Genomic DNA, 18,972 nt, shown 5'->3' with positions numbered 1-18,972 from the left:
AAAAACTATGAAAAAAATAAATGTTAAATTAATCGCTTTACTAGGATTTGCATTTTTTATGCAATCATGTATGGATGATTTAGACGTGACACCGGAAGATCCTTTGTCAACGACCGTCGACGAGTTTTACAGTCAGCCAGGTGCATATAAAAGAGCTATTGCTGGGGTTTATGGTAATTTATCGTTAACTGGAACAGATGGTTCTGGCTCATCAAATATTGGTGGAGTAGATGCTGGAACAAGTCAATATGGTCGATGTTTGTGGTATATGCAAGACCTTGCTACTGATGAAGTGATTTGGAGTTATGAAAATGACCCAGGCACTCGTGAAATTCAAAGAAACATTTGGAATGCAGCCAATCCTATATTTAGAGGAATGTATAGTAGAGGAATGTATCACGTGGCTTTAGTAAACGAGTTTTTAAGAGAATCAACTCCTGAAAAACTAGCTTCTAGAGGTATAACAAGTACGCAAGAAGTTGCTGATATCGAGGCATACAGATATGAGGCTAGAGCACAAAGAGCATTGGCCTACTATCATTTAATGGATTTATTTGGAAAAGCAGCTTTTGTAACTGAAAATGATCCAATTAATACTGCTGGTCCTGAATACAACAGACAGCAGTTGTTTGAATTTGTTGAGTCTGAATTATTGGCTATTATTCCAAATTTAAAAGCTCCAAAAACAAATGAATCAGGTCGTTTAGACCAAGGTTTTGCTCACATGATTTTAGCAAAAATGTATTTAAATGCTGAGGTTTATATCAATACAAATAGATATACAGATTGCGTAGATCAGTGTAATGCTGTTATTTCAGGAGGATATGTTTTAAATTCAAATTATTTAAATAATTTTAAAGCTGATAATAATTTATCTCCTGAAATGATTTTTGCAATTCAATCTGATGGAAATGTAACTCAAAATTATGGTCCAACCACCGTAATGATAAATGGTCAAGTTGGTTCTATAGAACAGAATGGCGAATCTTTTGGAGTTGGTGCTGGTGCTTGGGGCGGAGCTCTTCGCTTGAGAAAGCAGTTTGTCGAAAAATTCAATGGAGCTGAATTTGATAATGATACTAGAAACACTATTATTTCGGGTTCTAGAGACATTAATATCACCGATGTTGCGAACAGAGACCAAGGTTATATTCTAGGTAAATACTCAAACATTTCTTCTACAGGTGCTGTAGGGCCAAACTCAACTTTTGTTGATACGGATTTTCCTTTATTTCGTTTAGCAGATGCTTACTTGATGTATGCTGAATGTGCTTTACGAGGAGCTGGAAATGCATCTACTTCAACTGCTTTAGGATATGTAAATGCTTTGAGAGAACGTGCTAACAATGGTTCTTCTGCGGCAAATATTAATTCTTCAGCATTAACCCTAGATTTTATACTTGACGAAAGAGCAAGAGAATTACACTGGGAGTCACACAGAAGACAAGATTTAATCCGTTTTAATAAATATACTGGTGGAGCCTATAATTGGGCGTGGAAAGGGAATGGATCAAATGGAATTTCAATTTCTAATCACTTAAAATTGTACCCACTTCCTGAAGCTTCTTTGGCATCAAATCCTAATTTAACTCAAAATCCCGGTTATTAATAACTATCTTTTAACATAAATATAAATACAAATGAAAAATAAATTAAATATATTCCTAGTTGCCCTTATTTCCATTGGGTTTTGGTCTTGCGAAGACGAACAAGATTTAATGTTTACAACGCCACCAGCTGAATTTGCTATTCTAACTCCAGATGCTGGAACTTCGGTAGTTTTAACACCTGAATTAGATACTAACCCAGCGTTAACTGTGAGTTGGGAAGATGCTGATTATGGTTCGCCTACAGCTATAACCTATACAGTAGAAATAGCTGCTGGAGGAACTGACTTTGAAAATGCTATCGAAGTATCAACTACAAACGGAACTACTATCACTTGGACCGTTTTAGAGTTAAATAACGCAGCAGTAGCAGCAGGTTTAACGCCTTTTGTTGAAGAAGCATTAGATATTAGAATTAAATCGGATACGGGTACAATAAGTTCTCAACCTGTTTATTCAAATGTTGTAACTGTATTGGTTACAACATTTTCTACAAGTTTACCAGCAATCGCGGTTCCTGGTAATCATCAAGGTTGGAATCCACCTACAGCACCTAGATTGGCTTCTTCTGCTTATGGAGAAACTGATTATGAAGGATTTGTATGGTTAGATGGTAGCTATAAGTTTTTAGCTCCAGATGCTTCAGGTGCTTTCAATTGGGGTAATACGGATTGGGGTGATGATGGTTCATTTTCTGGTATTTTAGTAGAACAAGATGAAACAGATTGTTCTGCAGTTCCTGGTTATTATCGTGTAAATGCTAATACAACCGCATTAACTTACTCGACTACTTTAACCAATTGGGGCATCATTGGTGCAGCCACTCCAGGTGGATGGGATGCTAGTACACCATTAACATATAATGCTGACACTAAAATGTGGGAAGGTATTATGGCGTTAACGGCTGATGAATTCAAATTTAGAGCAAATGACGCTTGGACAATCAACTTTGGTGGTGATCCAGCAGCTTTGACTCAAGACGGAGGGAATCTTTCGGTGAGTGTAGCAGGTACTTATTTGGTTAAATTAGATTTATCTAATCCTAGATTATATACTTATGAGTTAATAGCTCAATAATTTTTTACTTTTTTCCTAAAAAGGGCTGTTATACAACAGCCCTTTTTTATCATTTAAAATTCATACTATGAAAAAATATATAGTTATTTTTATATTGTCACTATTTTCCGGAATTGTTTCTGGTCAAGTAACCATTACTCCTTCTACTTTTAATGTGACAGACCAAATTACCATTACCGTATCAACTGCTGCTCAAGCTTGTAACCTGATGGGAACAAATCCTGCTAAAGTTTATATGCATGCCGGCATTGGTGATGACACAAATGCTTTTGGTTTTTCAGTTGTTGGAAACTGGGGACAAGATAATGGTCTCGGATTAATGACCAATAACGGAAATGGAACATGGTCGATTACGTTGACTCCAAGTGTTTATTTTGGAATCAATGCAACACAACAAGCCAATGCTACCAAATTAGGAATGGTATTTAGAAATGCCAATGGTTCTCAAACCTTAAAAGAAGCACCTTCTTGTACTGACTTTATTTTCAATGTGGGAACGTTTCAGGTTAATTTAACCTCTCCTGCCAATAATAGTGCGACAATCATTAATGCTAACGGAAGTTTGACTATCGCAGCCAATAATACCGGTGGAAACGCTAGTTATGTGTTGAAATCGAATGGAGCGGTGCTGAATTCAAATCCATCAACTTCAAGTTATTCCTACAACCATACAACTATAACTTCAAATCAAAATTATATTTTAGAAGTTACACAAGGGTCTAGTACCATTTTTAGATCGTTTAGTGTTTTGGTTAATCCAGGCGTAATTCCACAAGCAGTTCCTGCCGGAGTAGAGGACGGAATAAACTATAATCCTTCCGATGCCACGCGAGCTACGTTAAAATTAAATGCTCCCGGAAAAGATTTTGTATATGTTGCGGGAAGCTTTAATAACTGGCAACCTAATAGTTCATATGCCATGAAAAAAGATCCGTCTACTAATATTTTTTGGTTAGAATTAACCGGATTAAATCCAGGTGAATTATATACTTATCAGTATTGGGTAGTCGATCAAACGCCTGTCACTAATTCTCCTGTTTTAGTAAAAGCGGCAGATATGTATTCTACTCTAGTGCTTTCGCCTTATGATGATGAATGGATTCCAAACAGTAGTTATCCTAATATGCCAGCTTATCCGCAAGGCCAAGAAAGAGAAGTTACGGTTTTACAAACTGGTCAACAACCTTACCCATGGAGTCAGGCGACTTTAAATTTTCAAAAACCAAATAAAGACAATTTAGTGGTTTATGAAGTGTTAGTTCGCGATTTTGATGCCAATAGAACGTTCCAAGATTTAATTAATCGAATGAGTTATTTTACCAATTTAAAAGTAAATGCAATTCAATTAATGCCAGTCATGGAATTTGAAGGAAATGAATCTTGGGGATATAATACAGCCTTTCATATGGCTTTAGATAAATTTTATGGCACACAAGCAAAACTAAAAGAATTGGTAGATTTATGCCACCAAAACGGAATTGCAGTCATTCTAGATGTAGCATTAAACCACGCTTTTGGCAGAAATCCTGGCGTGAGAATGTGGATGAGTGATCCAGATGGTGATGGATGGGGGCCGCCAGCAACCGATAATCCTTACTTTAATACTGTGGCAAGACATAGTTATGGTGTTGGCGATGATTTTAATCACCAATCTGCTTTAACAAAATACTATACCAAACGTGTTATTAAACACTGGATACAAGAATATAAAATTGATGGTTTTCGTTGGGATTTAACGAAAGGTTTTACTCAAAATTGTACTGCCGGTGACGAAACATGTACCAACAATTATCAAGCAGATAGAGTTGCTGTATTAAAAGAATATGCCGATTATTCTTGGTCAATAGACCCAAATCACTATGCTATTTTTGAACATTTAGGTTCGGATAATGAAGAACAACAATGGGCAAATTATCGGATAAATGAAGGAAAAGGAGTGATGATGTGGGGTGAGCTTTGGACGCCTTACAAACAGTTAATTAGCGGAAATTCTGCCAATGCAGACATTTCGCGAATGGGCCACGTGAGTAGAGGTTTTCAAGGAAAACGATTATTGGGTTATCCAGAAAGTCATGATAAAGACCGAATTATTTATGAAGCCGTGACTTTTGGAAATGGTGGCGGAACTGCTCCGGTTAATAATAATTTGAATAATACCATTCCGAGAATGAAAGCTATAGGAGCGACTAGTATCTTAATTCCTGGGCCAAAAATGATTTGGCATTTTCAAGAATTAGGAATGGATGATTCTATTTTCACCTGTTCTAATGGTACAGTTAATACCGATTATGATACCGCTCCAGGAGATTGTAAATTAGATACCAAACCACAACCACAATGGGTTGAAAACTGGCTGGGTGATGCCTTGCGAAATTCGGTTTATAATGCCTATTCCAAGTTTATTGCTCTAAAGAAAAATGAACCGGTATTTAATGGAGAATATTCTATAAGTCCAAACGGAAATAACATCCGTCAACGAATTTATGTATTCAATAATTCCTTGCCTTCAACTCAATTAAAAAATGTGGTTATTTTGGCCAATTTTTCGGTAGCCAATCAAAATATTACACCTGATTTTCCTTACATCGGAACTTGGTATGATTTAATGACCGAAGCACCTATCAATGTAACGAGTACAACGGCTCAAATTACATTAGCACCAGGTGAATTTAAAGTGTATGGAAATCGTTTGCCAACGCTAAGTACTGATTCTTTTGAATTGAGAGATGATATTGCTTTGGCACCAAATCCGGCGAATGATTCTTTTTCAATTACAATTCCTACGACTAGTGTAGAAATCTATTCTGTGACTGGTCAAGTTGTGAAACGTTTTGAAAAAGGCTATGATGAAAACGATCGATTTGATGTGAGTGACCTTACTAAAGGTATTTACTTTGTAAGAGTAAAAGATTTAAATAATCGTGAAAAGTCAATGAAATTAATTAAAAATTAAATTTAGAGTTAGTTAGTGTTTAGAATTTGAAAACCCAACTTTTTAGTTGGGTTTTTTTAATTTTTGTTTTTTGGTATATTATAAGTTTATATTTACTTTCGCGTTATGAAAAAAGATGTCAAAAGTCGCGTGTTTAAGGTGCTGAAAATTACAGGTTTGTCAGTTGTTTTCTTGTTGTTTTTGCTCTTTATATTGCCTATTCTTTTTCCTAAAGCACTGACTGATAAAGTCAAAGGATTTGCCAATGAAAAACTGGCAGGCGAATTGAGTTTTACGGAAACCCATCTTTCATTTTTTTCTCATTTTCCTTCTTTAACTTTAACGTTAGATGATTTTGTGCTCAAAGGGTCCGCTCCTTTTGAAAAAGACACCTTGCTTTCTGCTCAACAAGTAGCATTCGGAATCAATGTAAAATCGATTTTCTTTGGAGATAAAATTAAAATCGATAAGGTTTTTGTTACTAGTGGAAATATCAATATTAAAGTAAATTCAAAAGGACAACCCAACTATAATGTCTATGTTTCGGATAGCCAAGAAAAAGAGGCAAATTCGTCTTCTGCATCCTTAAAATTAGAGCGAATTGATATTAAAAAAATGAACTTGAATTATGATGATAAGTCGACGAAAATCTTGATTTCTGCCAAAGGGTTTAATTATCTTGGCAAAGGCGATTTAAATGATGCCATTTTTGATTTGAAAACCAATGCTCAAATCGAATCGTTTGATTTTACCATGAATGATGAGCCGTATTTAAAAAATAAAAAAGTAAATGCCGAATTAATTACAAAAATCAACACCAATTCTTTGGCCTTTGTATTTGAGCAAAACAATTTAAAAATCAATAAGTTACCAGTTGAGTTCAAAGGAAAATTCAATTTCTTAAAAAATGGATATGCTTTAGACTTTGTCGTAAAATCAGACAATAGTCACTTGAACGACTTTTTTACGGCTATGCCACCACATTATGTTCAATGGTTAGAAAATACAAAGATTACTGGAAAAACAGATTTGTTGTTTGAATTAAAAGGAAACTATATAGCTTCCGAAAATAAAAAACCAGATGTTCATTTTAATATGAAAATCAGAGAAGGTTTTATCGCTCATCAAAAAGCAAACTTACCTGCAAAAAATATATTTTTAAATCTCGATACGCGTTTACCACAACTTGATTTAGATCAATTTGCTTTGAAAATTGACTCGATTTATTTTGACGTTGGCAAAGATTTTTTAAACGGAACCATTGAAATTATCGGAATTACCAAACCTTCCATACAAGCAAAAATTAAGGCCAAATTAGATTTAGATAAACTTAATCAAGCTTTAGGAATTCAAAATTTGGATGTAAAAGGAATACTAAATACAGCTATTCAAGCAAAAGGAGTTTATGATAGGGAAAAGAAACAATTTCCAATTACAACAGGAAATTTTACTTTACAAAATGGATATCTCAAAACAAGTTATTATCCAAATCCTATCGAAAAAATTAATTTATTTGCCTCAGCCGAAAATAAAACTGGAACATTTAAAGAGCTGAAAATTCAAATAAAACCTTCCAGTTTTCAATTTGAAAACAAGCCTTTTTCAATTAGTGCTTCATTTGAAAACTTTGAAGACATTGCTTATGCCATTCAAGCAAAAGGCGAATTAGATATTGAAAAAATTTACAAAGTCTTTTCTGCTGAAGGTATTGATATGACCGGTTTTGCAAGAGTAGATGTTTCCTTTAAAGGAAAGCAAAGCGATGCAACCAACGGAAATTATGCTAATTTGGAGAATAAGGGAACGATGTATTTGAAAAAGATAAAAACTACTTCCAACTATTTACCCAAACCATTTGTGATAGAAGAAGGAACGTTTGTATTTAATCAAAATGATATGTATTTCACTAATTTCCTAGCTACTTATGGTCAATCTGATTTTATGATGGAAGGAGAAATGCACAATGTGATTAATTTTTTTCTAGCTGAATCAGAGGTTTTAAAAGGCAATTTTTCTGTTCGCTCTAATTTGATAAACGTCGACGAATTTGTGTCAGAAACCACCGTTGAACAAACTCAAGAAGCTGAAACAGCAGAGACGGCTGCTGGTGTAATAGTCATTCCGAAACGCTTTGACTTTAACCTTACAGCAGCGGCACAAAAAGTCATTTTTGACGAAATACCGATTGAACAATTAGCAGGAAACTTACGCCTTAATCAAGGGAAATTGAGTCTTCAAAATACTGGTTTTTCAATTATTGGTACAAAAGTTAACATGAGTGCTCACTATTTTGATGAGTCAGAGCAACAAGCTGATTTTGGTTTTTCTATTAAAGCCACAGATTTCGATATTAAACGGGCTTATGCCGAATTACCAATGTTTAAAGCAATGGTTTCTGCAGCAGAATTTGCCGAAGGAATTGTTTCCCTTGACTATAAAATAGCAGGAAAGTTAGACCAATCAATGAGCCCGATTTATCCTTCTTTAGTTGGTGGTGGTATTTTATCGGTCAACAAGGTAAAAATGAATGGTTATAAATTGTTTAATGTGGTTAGTAAAAAAACGCAATCCGAAGGCTTAACGAATCCCGATTTATCAAAAGTGGACATTAAAACTACTATTAAAAATAACCTTATCAAAATTGAACGTTTTAAATTTAGAGCAGCTGGATTTAGAATGCGTGTAGAAGGAGAATCTAGTTTTGACAGTAAATTAAACTTAAAAATGCGATTAGGTTTGCCTCCTTTAGGAATCATAGGAATACCAATTAAAGTGACAGGAAATCAAGAAAATCCAAATATTGGCATTGGCAAACAAACAGAAGATTTGGAAGAAACGGAGTTTGTAGATGCTACGCAAATACCTAATTATGAGGATAAAACAGGAAAAAAAACACAAACGCCATTTCAACAAATCCCTGAAACGCCTATCCCCAAAAAAATAGAATCACCAGGGCAACAAGTGCCAGAAACAGTTAAGGATTCGATTCGAAATTAAGATTATTTATAACAAACAAAAAACCCGAATAGAACTATTCGGGTTTAAGTGGTACCTCCAGGGATCGAACCAGGGACACATGGATTTTCAGTCCATTGCTCTACCATCTGAGCTAAGGTACCGTTGCTATTGCGGGTGCAAATATAGTACGATTTTTATTTTATCCAAAACATTTGTGAAAAAAAATCAATTCGTATCTTAGCCAATTCAAATTATAAAAATGCTTTTAGCAATTGATGTAGGAAATACAAGAATTAAAAGTGCTGTCTTTGAGGGCAATACGCTTATCGATTTGTTTGGCTTTGAGCCAGAGAATGCCACTGAAAATTTTAAAAATATTTTCATGCAGTACCCAAAAATTGCTCATTTAGTAGTTTCATCAGTTGGAAAAACAGTAGATTTTGATTTTAGTAAATTGTCAAAGTCGATTTCGGTTCACTTTATATCAAATGAAGATCATTTTCCTTTTCAGAATAAATATGGAACACCCCAAACAGTTGGAATAGACCGACTCACTTTGGCAGCAGGAGCTACTTTGTTGTTTCCCAATACAAATCGATTGGTTATCGATGCGGGAACTTGTGTGACCTATGATTTTATTGATGCTCAAAATAAGTACTGGGGTGGAGCCATCTCACCTGGATTACGACTTCGCTATGAATCGCTGCATCAGTTTACGGCAAAATTGCCTTTATTGACAAAAGAAAACCCGCTTCATTTTATTGGAAATACTACGAATCAATCCATCCATTCGGGTGTGGTGAATGGGTTAATTTATGAAATCGAAGGCTTTATTGAGCAGTATCAATTGGAGAATGAAAATTTTACCATAATTTTAACGGGTGGCGACGCCGAATTTTTGGCTAAAAGATTAAAAAATACCATATTTGCCAATTCAAATTTTCTTTTAGAAAGTTTAAACCAATTTTTTCAATATAAAATCAACAATGATTAAAAAAATTAGTATCATTTTTTGCTTGGTATTTTCTTTTTCTGCAATAGCACAAAATGCCTCTTCCTCTCCTTATTCTTATTATGGACTTGGTGATTTTGTTTTCAAAGGGAATGTAGAAAATAGAGCAATGGGCGGAATCAATATGATAAAAGATTCAATTCATATAAATATCAATAACTCCGCCTCTTTATCAGACATAATGAATACCACTTTTACTATTGGAGGTAATTTTAATTACACTAATTTTAAAACTGAACAGCAATCTGAATCAGCCAAAAGAGCCTCTATTGATTATATCGCTTTGGCCATTCCAATTTCTAAACGTTTTACTACTGCATTTGGTGCCATGCCTTTTACATCTGTTGGTTATAAGATTCGAAGTGACAATACAGATGCGAGTATTCCAATTTCTCAGTTTACCGGCTCAGGTGGAATAAATAAAATTTATGGAGGGGTTGGCTATAAAATTAACAAGAATTTTCAAGTAGGTGCCGATGCTAATTTTAATTTTGGAAATGTTTCTACTAACAACATTACATTTCTCTCCGCAGTTCAATATGGAACAAGAGAATTAAATCAAAGCGAAATTACAGGATTTAACTTTAATACGAGTTTAATGTATAGTCGTTTAATCGATAAAAAAAGAACTGTTTTTGGTAGTTTGATTTATTCACCAGAAACTACTTTAAATGCTTCAAATGAAAGAAGTATCGCGATTATTCAATTAACAGATAATTTTGGAGAAATTATTATAAATGAAGAAGACATTCTAGTTCCAGATAGTAAAATTAAATATCCCTCAAAAATTGGATTGGGTTTAGGAATTGGTGAAGTAAGAAAATGGTCAGTTGGAGCAGAACTAACTTTTGTAAAAAGTAGCGGATTAGGAAATCGTTTTGCTGATATTGATGATGTGAATTATGAAAATGTCACTAAATATAATGTTGGAGGTTATTTTTTACCGGATTATAATTCTTTTTCAAGTTACTATAAGCGAATTACTTACAGGGCTGGTTTTAATTATCAAAACACAGGTTTAGTTTTAAATAATAAGGCAATAGATAATTATGGCATAACTTTTGGTTTAGGTTTACCAATCAAAGGTTCGTTCTCAAATATTAATATCACTTATGAGTACGGAAGTAGAGGAACAGTATACGGTGGACTCATTCAAGAAAATTATTCAAACTTAAGTGTAAGCTTCTCTCTAAACGACAAATGGTTTATTAAAAGAAAATATGATTAAAAGTAAAAATTTAAATAATATGAAAACTAAAATAACAATCTTATCAGCCTTCTTAGTAGTGCTAACTTCAAATGTGTTTGGTCAAGCCACAGTGAACTGTGCTGAAAAACTATCCATTTTTGCAGAAATGGCCAAAACTAAAAATTATGGTGAAGAAACCTTTAAACATCTTCAAGAACTTAGAAAAGACTGTGCTACTTTAAGTGAAGCAACTTATATCTACGGGGAGAGAATTTATAATTTCAGAATTGATAATGCCAAAACACCTGCAGATAAAGAAAAAGAAGTACGTGAATTAATGAAGTTGGAAGATGAATACAGAACTCATTTTCCTGCTAAAGTAAAAGGGATTGACGTTAAAAAAGCAATGGCCCTTTTTGAAAATAATGTGGGTACTTCAGACGAGGTTTATCAGTTGTTAGATACAGCTTTTAAAACAGACAAAGATAATTTTAGTAATCCAAAAGCATTATATGTTTATTTTGAAATCTATGTAAATGATTTTGAAGCTGGAAAAAAAGGAATTAAATTACAAGATATCTTTACTAAATATGATGAAATCTCTGATAAAATTGGAGAGGAAGAAAAAGTAGTATCCGATGCATTAGATGCTTTAATTCAGAAAGAAGATAGCGGAACAGTTTTAACAGACAAAGAAAACCGGTACAAAGAAAATCACCAGATTAACATGGACGCGTTTGAAACTATTCGTTCAAGTATGGATGCTAAAATTGCTCAATTGGCAACTTGTGAACGTTTAATACCGTTTTTAGGTGCTAGTTATGAAGAAAATAAAAACAACGAAGAATGGCTAAGAAGAGCTGCAGAACGTTTAGATAGAAAAGGATGTTCAGAAGATCCATTATTCTCTAAAATTTCTGATGCCTTACATAAATTAAATCCAACTGCAGAATCAGCATACAACTTAGGAGTGTCTTTCTATTCTAAAAAGAATACCACTAAAGCGTTAGAGTATTTTAACCAATCAGCAGAATTGCAAAAAGACAATACTAAAAAAGCAAATGTATATTATACGATTGCCAGAAACATTTACGGTAACGGAAACAAAGTACAAGCAAGAGCTTATGCAGAAAAAGCGTTGGCAGCAAAACCATCCATGGGTGAAGCACATGTTTATATTGCTCAATTATATGCCAACAGTGCCAATGAATGTGGTAATGATCCATTCGAAAAAAGAGCAATCTATTGGTTAGCTGCTCAAACTGCTCGTAAAGCGGGTACAACAGCAGGAAATAACGCTGCTGCTTCTTATGATCGATTGGCTCCATCTAAACAAGAGATTTTTAACTCAGGTAGAGCAGGTCAAAGTATTAGCTTTAAATGTTGGGTAGGAAGAAGCATTACGGTTCCTAGTTTATAGTAAATGAACCTATTAAAAAAAATAGTACAAATCAGTGTCACAGTTTTTGCTGTGACATTGTTTTTTGCGTGTGAAAGTAATTTTAAAGAAATTCAGAAGTTCAATGTTTCTGAATTCATGCCTACGGGCGAAGCAGATTCGGTTAATATGAAATATACCGATTCAGGAAGAATAAAAGCCATTTTAAAAGGGCCTAAAATGTTTGATTATAGCTCAGCCCAATATCCTTTTACAGAATTTCCAAAAGGAATTGATGTGACGTTATACGATGAAAGCGGTAAGAAAAATTACATCCAAGCCAACTACGCGATTACTTTTAAAGGCACGGATATCATCGATTTACAAGGTAATGTAAAAATGACTTCTGATGGCGGACAGTATTTGGAAACCGAGCAATTGTACTACGACCAAAAAAACGAATGGTTTTTTACCGAAAAAAAGTTTAAATTTACAGACCCTAACAAAGGGCTTTCAACTGGTGAAGGACTCGATTTTAGTAAAGATTTTAAACGAATTAACTTTCAAAAAGTATATGGTTTGATTAATGATGCTGAATAATTTATCAAGTAACAAAGCAGTGTTAAACATTACAAACAAAACAATAAGACAATGACATACCTTAAATACATTCAATATTTTTATCTTTTTGCCGCCGGGTTTTTTATTTATCAAGGCGTTGTTCACTTAGATTCAGAAGAAAAAAGCCCGTGGCTCATGTTCTTTTTTGCTGCAATGGCTATTTTTATGTTCTTCTTTAGACGAAAGTTTATGAAGAAAATGGATAATGATAAAAAGTAATTAACGATGGAAATCAGTATTATCGTCATTTGTCTACTGCTTTCCGCTTTTTTTTCGGGAATGGAAATTGCGTTTGTGTCCTCCAACAAAGTATATCTCGGAATAGAAAAATTACAAGAAGGAATTGTTGCTAAAATCCTAACCAAACTAACCCTAAGGCCGTCACTTTTTATTGCCACGATGTTAGTGGGTAATAATATTGCCTTAGTTGTTTATGGCTTTATGATGGGCGATTTAATCATCAAAGCAATATTCCCTTCCTATATTAACTCAAGCGAGTTGCCCATACAAATTTTGCTTATTCAAACCCTAATTTCTACAGCAGTTATTTTGCTTACAGCTGAATTTTTGCCGAAAGTTTTCTTCCAAATTTACGCCAATACATTTATGAAAATATTTGCCATTCCGGCATATGTTTTCTACCTATTATTATATTTTATTTCCATTTTTGTGATTTGGATATCTGATTTTGTACTCAAAAAAGTATTTAAAACAGAGGGTGATGAAACCCAATTGTTTTTTAGTAAAGTGGAATTAGGAAATTTTATTTCAGAACAAATGAATTCTGTTGAAGATCATGAATCGATTGATTCAGAAATTTTAATGTTCCAAAATGCCTTAGAATTTTCTGGTGTAAAAGCCCGCGATGTCATGATTCCGCGAACAGAAATTGCTGCTATCGAGATTCACGATAAGGTCAACGAAATCAAACAAATGTTTATTGAAACAGGTTATTCTAAAATTTTAGTTTATCAGTCTTCCCTCGATGATATTATTGGATATGTGCATTCTTTTGAACTCTTTAGAAAGCCTAAAACCATTAAATCGGTATTAATTCCGGTCGAATTTGTTCCCGAAACAATGTTTATTAAAGATGTGTTGGATTTATTGACCAAAAAACGAAAAAGTGTTGCCATTGTTTTAGACGAATATGGTGGAACTTCCGGAATGATAACCGTAGAAGATATTGTAGAAGAACTTTTTGGCGAAATTGAAGATGAACATGACCACGACGAAACCTTAATTGAAGAGCAACTTGGAGAAGGAGAATTTCGTTTTTCTACCCGATTAGATGTCGAATATATCAACGAAACCTACAAACTTAATATCCCAGAAGAAGACTCTTATTCTACTTTAGGTGGATTCATTATCAATCATACTAAAGAATTTCCTACGAAAGGCGATGAAATTGAAATTAAAAACTTCCATTTTATAATCGAAGAAGCCACAAACAAAAAAATTGAGTTGGTCACCATGACTGTGGTTGAATAGCTCAAAATCCTATTTTAAACAGTCAGGTTTGAACGGTTTTTGAAGCTTTTTTTCTCTTTTTTTCTCTTCTTTTTTTAACGACTACAAAAATTAAATAAAATATATCGATTTCATTATCTTTATTTCATAGATAATTGTATTTTCGCAAACTGAAATAAAATTAAATAGTAATAAAATGGCGATTTTAGGAAAAATTAGACAGCGTTCCTTTATTTTAATTGTAATAATTGCGTTGGCATTATTCTCATTTGTATTGGCAGATGTTATCAACAGTGGTGGATTTGCATCTACTTCGAATAATGTAGGAAGCATTAATGGAAAAGACATAGCATTTGAAGAATTTCGACTTAAAGTTGCAAATACTGAAAAATCAGGTCAAGGTATGTCAACTACTCAAGCCGTTAATCGAGTTTGGGAGCAAGAAATTAATGTAGCTTTATTAACAGAAGAATTAGAGAAATTAGGAATTCGTATTAGCGAAAAACACTTAATTGAAACCTTAAAAAGTGATCCTAATTTTGGTCAAAATCCTAGCTTTCAAAATGAGTTAAAGCAATTTGACATTAATAAATACAGAGAATACATTAAAGCGAGTTCAAATCCGCAAGAAGTAGAATATTTTGAATCTACAGAGGCCAGTGCCAATATCAATTCAAAATACCAATTGTATAGCTCATTGGTAAAAGGCGGTTTTTTTACCACTCAAAATGATGCCAAGTTTAAATATGAAATGCAAAATAACAAAGTAAGTTTTGATTATGTTGCAGTTCCTTATTCTTCTATTAAAGATAGCGATGTAGCAGTTACCGATCAAGAAATCGTAGACTACATGAAAAAGAATGAGAAAAAATTCAAATCAGAAGAAACTAGAGAAATCGAATATGTTGTCATGGAAGACAAACCTTCTGATGCAGATAAAACCGATATTCAAAATAAATTGAGTGCTTTATTAAATCCAAGAGTGGTTTATAATAAAGAAACAGGTGCAAATGATACCATTGTTGGTTTTGCAAACACACCAAATTTAGTAGAATTTGTAAATGCAAATTCAGATTTCCCATATGATTCAACCTATGTTGGAAAATCAGATTTGCCAGCAGAACATGCAGAACAAATTTTTAATTTAGCAGAAGGACAAATTTATGGCCCATACCAATATGGTGATTATTATGCGTTAAGCCGTTCTATGGGAAGAAAAGCTGGTGCAAAAGCAAGAGCAAGTCATATCTTAATTAGCTTCACGGGTTCTAGAGCTCAGCCAAAAGAAGACCGAACAAAAGAACAAGCAAAAGTAAAAGCTGATGAATTAATGGCTCAAATTAATGCTAATCCAGATTCGTTTACCATGTTAGCTTTTACAGTATCCGAAGATCAAGGCTCTGCACAAAAAGGAGGAGATTTAGACTTCTTTAGTCCAGGTCAAATGGTGCCAGCATTTAACGATTTCGTTTTTAATAATCCTGTTGGAAAAATTGGTTTAGTAGAAACAGAATTTGGTTACCATATTATTCAAGTGACCGATAAGCAAGATGCTATTCGTTTGGCTACGATTGCACAAAAAATTGAAGCATCAGAAAAAACTTCTGAAGTTGCTTATACGAATGCGGTGAAATTTGAAGTAGCAGCTACAGAAAAATCATTTGAAACAGCTTTGAAAGAATCAAAATTAACTGCAGTTCCTGCCGTGAGAGTGAAAGCTTTTGATGAGAACTTAGGACAATTAGGGCCACAAAGACAAGTAGTTCGTTGGGCTTTTGAAAAAGATACCGATGTAAATACAATCAAACGATTTGAAATTCCAAAAGTTGGACACGTTATCGCTCGTCTGAAAAAGATTAATGAAGAAGGTTTGTTGAATATTGAAGATGCTCGTGTACGAGTTGAACCTATCTTGAAAAATAAAAAGAAAGCAGAAAAAATCATGGCTAAAATGAAAGGATCTTCATTAGAAGCTATTGCAACTGCAAATGCTGTTCAAGTACAAAATGCAGCTGATATTACACTAGAAAGTCCAATGGTTGCCTCTTCTGGATATGAACCTAAAGTTGTTGGTTTAGCATTTTCAACTGCTGCAAATAAGATTTCTGCTCCAATTGAAGGAAATGCTAGTGTTTTTGTTTTAAAAACAACTACGGTAACTAAAGCATTGCCAACTAAAGATTATTCAGCTCAATTAAATGCGTTGAAAGCTCAAAGTGCTCAAGGTGTAAATCGTGTTTTTCCAGCTTTAAAAGAAAAAGCAGAAATTACAGATACAAGATTTCAGTTTAATTACTAGGTCAACTAATAGTATATTAAAAAATCCCAATCGAAAGGTTGGGATTTTTTTGTTTTAATTTGGTCTATAAAAAGGTGATTGTTTCTATTGTAAAATCATTTTCTCATACGGAATTACCGTTTCGAATCCGCGTTCTTTAAAATAACCGGTTGGGTCTTCCTTGGTGATTGCCAAAACAAAATCGCCACCCCAAGCTCCTAAACTTTTTACAACACCATTAAAGTCGTCAAAAAACGCTTCTTTAATGGTGTTCATTTCTAATAGGTCACTCAAAATGGTTTCGTGTTTCTCCATTTCATAAGCAAATGATTTTAAGTCGCTAGTGGCGATACTGTTTTTCGTAATGGTATTTATTTTCTCAATTGTTTTTCCAATTTCATTTTGCTTGTTAATGTAATTGGCAATGGCCGATTGGCTATTTTGTTTCCGATTTAAATAAACAAAATATAAATGTTGGTGAAACGGCGGATAAAAATCTACCGGACGATAGTGAGGTTCGTTATGGAGCAACTGGTAAACAATTGGCGTATCTTTTTTGGCACACGCAATGTCATACCCACTTCCACCAAAACTGCGTTGCAATAATTCAAAAGCATCGATTTTTAACCACTGACTTAAATTATTTATCAAAGTAGACGAGGTGCCTAAACCCCAGTTTTTTGGAAATGAAAGCTGGGTTGTAATCTGATAGCCGTAATCGGCTAATAAAAAATCTGGATTCATTTGAAAGGCTTCGTGCAAGATTCCAACTAATCTTCGGTGAATTGGATTGTCAATAAAATCTTTATTTTCATGAAGAATCGTGTCAAACGAAAAATTCTCTTCAAACCAAGTTGTTCCATCCGCATCAAAACTTTTCCAATTGATTTCCTTCGATTTTCCTGGTTCTACGATAAGGTTTTGGCCAAATTGTGTGGGCAAAGCCAAGGCCATAGCACCATCTAATACGACATATTCTCCTGTTACAAGTAATTTGCCATTACTATAATACGTTTTTTTTAACATAAATTATTTTCGTAATTGTGTTAGAAAATCTGCTACAGAAGCATGAGAAATTGAATTATCTTTAAAATAAGCCATTATTTTTAAGCGTTCATCAACAGTGGCTTGGTATTGATTTAAAATATTGTTCAAATGCATTTTCATGTGACCTTCTTGAATTCCTTTGGTTGTTAATGAACGTAAGGCAGCAAAGTTTTGTGCTAAACCAACAGCAGCTACAATTTGCATAAGCTCTTGGGCTGTGGGTTTTTCTAAAATTTCTAAATTTAGTTTGACCATGGGGTGCAATGACGTTAATCCACCAACAGTTCCCAAAGCCAATGGAATTTCCAGCCAAAAACTAAAAATGCCATTTTCAATTGTAGCATTAGACAAACTGCTGTATTTCCCGTTCCGACTTGCATACGCATGAGCACCTGCTTCAACAGCTCTGAAATCATTGCCCGTTGCCAAAACAACCGAATCAATACCATTCATTATTCCTTTGTTATGCGTTACGGCTCGATAAGGTTCGATTTTAGCAATTTGAACGGCTCTAACAAACTTTTCGGCAAATTCGGCAGGGTTTTCCAATTGCTTTTCCAAAAGAGCCTCTACCGGACAGGAAACTTCTGCTCGAACAATACAGTTTGTGACAAAGTTTGATAAAATGCTCATTACTATTTCGATGTTTTTCTCCTCTTCTGTAAAAGCATCGTAAAATTGGGCTTCTGATTTTAAGGTTTTTGCAAATTGTTCTAAACAAGAGTTGATAAAATTGGCTCCCATACTATCTTTTGTTTCAAAAGTAGCATGAAGTTGAAAGTAATTTTCCAAATCGGCAGTTTTGTCAACTAATAGAATTTCTGAAATTCCGCCGCCGCGTTTTTGCATATTTTTGGTAATGCTTTCTGTTTCTGAATAAAATTTTGGTTTAATATGATTGAAAAAAGCATTCAATGTTGACGATTCACCAGTAAACATAAAATGGACTTGACCAATTTTTTCAGTGCCCAAAATAGTGGTTTTAAATCCGCCTCGCGAATGCCAAAATTTTGCTGATTTAGCTGCTGCAGCAACTACAGAACTTTCTTCAATCACCATTGGAACTGTGTATTTTTTGCCGTTTATCAAAAAATTAGGGGCAATTCCAAGTGGTAGATAAAAATTGGTAATGGTGTTTTCAATAAATTCATCATGCAATTGTTGCAGTTTTTCATCGCTATTCCAATAACGCTTAATTAACGCAATGGCTTCCTGCGGTTGTGAAAAATAATGTTTGGCAATCCAATCAATTTTTTCGGTTTTATTCAATTTTGAAAATCCTGAAATTTGGTGATGCATGTTAATGGCTTAAATCAAATGAATCACAAAGATAAAGTTTCCTTTGGTAATTTTGTAAAATTAATAAGACCCTTAAATTAAAAATAATGCTATTTAACACTCTA

General features: G+C 33.9%; 13 protein-coding genes and 1 tRNA gene. 11 read left to right on the top strand and 3 right to left on the bottom strand.

Features of this window, described 5'->3' with window-relative positions:
• Positions 1–7: 7 nt before the first annotated feature.
• The 4 genes from PHR76_RS01615 (at position 8) to PHR76_RS01600 (ending at position 8,613) form a co-directional block, all read left to right on the top strand.
• A complete protein-coding gene (locus PHR76_RS01615; RefSeq protein ID WP_300057718.1) occupies positions 8–1,609 on the top strand; it encodes a RagB/SusD family nutrient uptake outer membrane protein in 1,602 nt (533 codons plus the stop codon).
• Between the two features lie 31 nt (positions 1,610–1,640).
• Positions 1,641–2,684 (top strand): SusE domain-containing protein, encoded by a 1,044-nt coding sequence (locus PHR76_RS01610; RefSeq protein WP_300057716.1) that lies wholly within the window; start codon positions 1,641–1,643, stop codon positions 2,682–2,684.
• A gap of 67 nt (positions 2,685–2,751) precedes the next feature.
• Entirely contained in the window at positions 2,752–5,637 is a 2,886-nt protein-coding gene (locus PHR76_RS01605) for an alpha-amylase family glycosyl hydrolase (protein WP_300057713.1), read from the top strand.
• A 105-nt stretch (positions 5,638–5,742) separates the two neighbouring features.
• A complete protein-coding gene (locus tag PHR76_RS01600; RefSeq protein ID WP_300057711.1) occupies positions 5,743–8,613 on the top strand; it encodes an AsmA family protein in 2,871 nt (956 codons plus the stop codon).
• A 49-nt stretch (positions 8,614–8,662) separates the two neighbouring features.
• Here the strand turns inward: PHR76_RS01600 and PHR76_RS01595 are convergent.
• Positions 8,663–8,735 (bottom strand) — tRNA-Phe (locus tag PHR76_RS01595).
• A gap of 98 nt (positions 8,736–8,833) precedes the next feature.
• Here PHR76_RS01595 and PHR76_RS01590 point away from each other — a divergent pair.
• The 7 genes from PHR76_RS01590 to PHR76_RS01560 all read left to right on the top strand — a co-directional run bounded on the left by PHR76_RS01590 (position 8,834) and on the right by PHR76_RS01560 (position 16,543).
• Entirely contained in the window at positions 8,834–9,568 is a 735-nt protein-coding gene (locus PHR76_RS01590) for a type III pantothenate kinase (RefSeq protein ID WP_300057708.1), read from the top strand.
• Complete coding sequence (locus PHR76_RS01585) at positions 9,561–10,814, top strand: hypothetical protein (protein ID WP_300057706.1); 1,254 nt, start codon at positions 9,561–9,563, stop codon at positions 10,812–10,814. The genes PHR76_RS01590 and PHR76_RS01585 overlap by 8 nt, the downstream gene beginning before the upstream one ends.
• 19 nt (positions 10,815–10,833) lie before the next feature.
• Positions 10,834–12,195 carry a tetratricopeptide repeat protein gene (locus PHR76_RS01580; protein ID WP_300057704.1) on the top strand — a complete coding sequence of 454 codons (1,362 nt, stop codon included), beginning with the start codon at positions 10,834–10,836 and terminating at the stop codon, positions 12,193–12,195.
• Between the two features lie 3 nt (positions 12,196–12,198).
• Positions 12,199–12,753 carry an LPS export ABC transporter periplasmic protein LptC gene (gene lptC, locus PHR76_RS01575; RefSeq protein WP_300057701.1) on the top strand — a complete coding sequence of 185 codons (555 nt, stop codon included), beginning with the start codon at positions 12,199–12,201 and terminating at the stop codon, positions 12,751–12,753.
• A 51-nt stretch (positions 12,754–12,804) separates the two neighbouring features.
• On the top strand, positions 12,805–12,993 hold the full coding sequence (locus PHR76_RS01570; protein ID WP_300057699.1) for a hypothetical protein: 189 nt from the start codon (positions 12,805–12,807) through the stop codon (positions 12,991–12,993).
• 6 nt (positions 12,994–12,999) lie between these two features.
• A complete protein-coding gene (locus PHR76_RS01565; protein WP_300057697.1) occupies positions 13,000–14,265 on the top strand; it encodes a hemolysin family protein in 1,266 nt (421 codons plus the stop codon).
• A 175-nt stretch (positions 14,266–14,440) separates the two neighbouring features.
• On the top strand, positions 14,441–16,543 hold the full coding sequence (locus PHR76_RS01560; RefSeq protein ID WP_300057694.1) for a peptidylprolyl isomerase: 2,103 nt from the start codon (positions 14,441–14,443) through the stop codon (positions 16,541–16,543).
• Between the two features lie 84 nt (positions 16,544–16,627).
• On the opposite strand, the gene PHR76_RS01555 is transcribed toward PHR76_RS01560, so the two are convergent.
• Both PHR76_RS01555 and PHR76_RS01550 read right to left on the bottom strand, forming a co-directional pair.
• Positions 16,628–17,548 carry a GYDIA family GHMP kinase gene (locus PHR76_RS01555; RefSeq protein ID WP_300057691.1) on the bottom strand — a complete coding sequence of 307 codons (921 nt, stop codon included), beginning with the start codon at positions 17,546–17,548 and terminating at the stop codon, positions 16,628–16,630.
• A 3-nt stretch (positions 17,549–17,551) separates the two neighbouring features.
• Positions 17,552–18,868 (bottom strand): hydroxymethylglutaryl-CoA reductase, degradative, encoded by a 1,317-nt coding sequence (locus PHR76_RS01550; protein ID WP_300057687.1) that lies wholly within the window; start codon positions 18,866–18,868, stop codon positions 17,552–17,554.
• Positions 18,869–18,972: the final 104 nt, after the last annotated feature.

This window comes from Flavobacterium sp. (genome assembly GCF_028689845.1).
In the GTDB taxonomy this organism is placed as follows: Bacteria; Bacteroidota; Bacteroidia; order Flavobacteriales; family Flavobacteriaceae; genus Flavobacterium.
This window is presented reverse-complemented; position numbering and strand designations above follow the sequence as displayed.

Excerpts from the sequence above, each read along its gene's own strand:
- PHR76_RS01615 (WP_300057718.1), top strand. The coding sequence starts at position 8 with ATGAAAAAAATAAATGTTAAATTAATCGCTTTACTAGGATTTGCATTT.
- PHR76_RS01555 (WP_300057691.1), bottom strand. The coding sequence starts at position 17,548 with ATGTTAAAAAAAACGTATTATAGTAATGGCAAATTACTTGTAACAGGA.
- PHR76_RS01610 (WP_300057716.1), top strand. The coding sequence starts at position 1,641 with ATGAAAAATAAATTAAATATATTCCTAGTTGCCCTTATTTCCATTGGG.
- PHR76_RS01550 (WP_300057687.1), bottom strand. The coding sequence starts at position 18,868 with ATGCATCACCAAATTTCAGGATTTTCAAAATTGAATAAAACCGAAAAA.
- PHR76_RS01580 (WP_300057704.1), top strand. The coding sequence starts at position 10,834 with ATGAAAACTAAAATAACAATCTTATCAGCCTTCTTAGTAGTGCTAACT.
- lptC (WP_300057701.1), top strand. The coding sequence starts at position 12,199 with ATGAACCTATTAAAAAAAATAGTACAAATCAGTGTCACAGTTTTTGCT.
- PHR76_RS01600 (WP_300057711.1), top strand. The coding sequence starts at position 5,743 with ATGAAAAAAGATGTCAAAAGTCGCGTGTTTAAGGTGCTGAAAATTACA.
- PHR76_RS01605 (WP_300057713.1), top strand. The coding sequence starts at position 2,752 with ATGAAAAAATATATAGTTATTTTTATATTGTCACTATTTTCCGGAATT.
- PHR76_RS01565 (WP_300057697.1), top strand. The coding sequence starts at position 13,000 with ATGGAAATCAGTATTATCGTCATTTGTCTACTGCTTTCCGCTTTTTTT.
- PHR76_RS01560 (WP_300057694.1), top strand. The coding sequence starts at position 14,441 with ATGGCGATTTTAGGAAAAATTAGACAGCGTTCCTTTATTTTAATTGTA.
- PHR76_RS01570 (WP_300057699.1), top strand. The coding sequence starts at position 12,805 with ATGACATACCTTAAATACATTCAATATTTTTATCTTTTTGCCGCCGGG.
- PHR76_RS01585 (WP_300057706.1), top strand. The coding sequence starts at position 9,561 with ATGATTAAAAAAATTAGTATCATTTTTTGCTTGGTATTTTCTTTTTCT.
- PHR76_RS01590 (WP_300057708.1), top strand. The coding sequence starts at position 8,834 with ATGCTTTTAGCAATTGATGTAGGAAATACAAGAATTAAAAGTGCTGTC.